This window comes from Actinoplanes oryzae, from assembly GCF_030757795.1.
In the GTDB taxonomy this organism is placed as follows: domain Bacteria; phylum Actinomycetota; class Actinomycetes; order Mycobacteriales; family Micromonosporaceae; genus Actinoplanes.
The window spans coordinates 1-1752 of the sequence record NZ_JAUQWH010000336.1 but is presented as its reverse complement, the minus strand read 5'-3'; the positions used below and the strand labels follow the sequence as shown (position 1 = coordinate 1752).

2 protein-coding genes are annotated in these 1752 nt (G+C 73.8%); both read right to left on the bottom strand.

Annotated elements, in window-relative coordinates; all coding sequences use genetic code 11:
- On the bottom strand, window positions 1–818 hold an 818-nt coding region (locus RBH18_RS43755; RefSeq protein WP_306216428.1), incomplete at its 3' end, for a class I SAM-dependent methyltransferase.
- A 20-nt stretch (window positions 819–838) separates the two neighbouring features.
- Window positions 839–1752 (bottom strand): LacI family DNA-binding transcriptional regulator (locus RBH18_RS43750; RefSeq protein ID WP_306216427.1); only part of this gene is annotated, 914 nt, incomplete at its 5' end.

Here is a 1752-nt window from a genome sequence, read left to right as displayed (position 1 = left end):
TCGCGGACGGCGCGGAGGGCGAAGAAGAGGGGGATCAGGGGGTCGGCGTCGGGCAGGCGGAAGAAGCCGGGGCGGTGGGCGGGGATCATGCGGGCGAAGCGGGGGTACGGGCCGGTGGGATCCTCGCGCAGCGTCGTGACGCGCAGGCCGGCGGCGGCGACGGCGGTCACGAGTTCGCCGAGGCTGTGCGGCCATTCGTAGCTGCGGGTGTCGCCGGGCAGGGGCGGGCCGTCGGTGTACGTGTGCGGCCAGTTGCGCTCTTCCGGGCCGCGGCCGGGCAGGTAGTCGTACCGGAGGGTGAGGGTGTCGGGTTCGCCCTCCTCGGGGATGACGCCCAGCGCCGTCAGCAGGGGATGGAACTCGACCGTGTAGAGGATGCCGCCGGGCTTGAGCAGGCCGGCCACGATCTGCGCCCAGCGGGTGAGGTCGGGCAGGTAGAGCATGGCGCCGCGGCCGGTGTAGACGACGTCGAACCGGCGGCCGGCCAGGGCCTGCCCGGCGTCGTACACGTTGGCGTGCACGAACTCGATGTCCGGGAACCGGCGGCGGGCCTCGGCGACGGCGGCGCCGGAGAGGTCGAGGCCGACCGCGCGGGCGCCGCGGCGGGCGAAGGCGGCGGTGTCCGTGCCCAGGTGGCACTGGAGGTGGAGGACGTCGCGGCCCCGGATGTCGCCGATGTCGTCCCATTCGTGGTCGGCGAACCAGGCGTCGGGGTCGCGGAAGGCGGCGGCGTAGAAGTCGCTGGCGGCGTGGATCGGGGTGCGGGCGTCCCAGTTGCGCTCGATGGCGTCCATTCTGGTGCGGTCCGAAGGGTCCATCCGTCCATTGAAGGCAATCGCTACCCCTCGGGGGAAGGGGTGGCGGTGCTGTCGCGGAGGACCAGGCGGGTGGGGACGAGGTCGGTGCCCGGGCGGCCCGGTTCGTTGCGGAGCTGGCGCAGGAGGGTGTCGACGCAGCGGCGGCCCATCTCGGCGAAGTCCTGGTGGACCGTGGTGAGCGGGGGCAGGTAGGCGGGGGAGTCCGGCAGGTCGTCGAAGCCGACCACGCTGACGTCGCCCGGGATGGTGCGGCCGGCCTCGTGCAGGGCGCGCATGACGCCCAGGGCCATCTGGTCGTTGGCGGCGAAGACGGCGGTGCAGGTGGGGTCGGCGGCCAGGGCCAGGCCGGCGCGGTAGCCGCTCTCGGCGGACCAGTCGCCGCGTTGCACCTCCGGCGCCGGCCTTTGAAAAAGACGCAGCGTGTCGCTCCAGGCCTGGAGGCGGCGGCCGGCGGCGAAGGACTCGACCGGGCCGGCGACGTGGTGGACCGTGCGGTGGCCGAGGCCGAGCAGGTGGCGGGTGGCCTGGCGGGCGCCGTCGGCCTGGTCGGTGTCGACGACGGGGTAGCGGTCGCCGGCGTCGGAGTCGACCACGACGACGGGGACGTTGGGGGGCAGGGTGAGGTCGGCGGCGTCGAGGAGGTGGACCTCCATGATGACGATGATGCCGTCGACGGCGAGCTCGCCGAGGCGGGTGAAGGCGCCCAGCACCCCGTCCTGGGTGGGGACGGCGACCGGGATCAGCGTGATGGCGTAGCCCTCGCGGGCGGCGTGGGTCGCGATGGCCTCTACGGTGCGGCTGTTACCCGTGGTGGAGAGGGTGAACAGGATGATGCCGAGGGTGCGGAACTCGCCGCGCTTGAGCGCCCGGGCCGCGCTGTTGGGGCGGTAGCCCAGCTCCTGCATGGCGTCGAGCACCTGGCGCCGGGTGGACT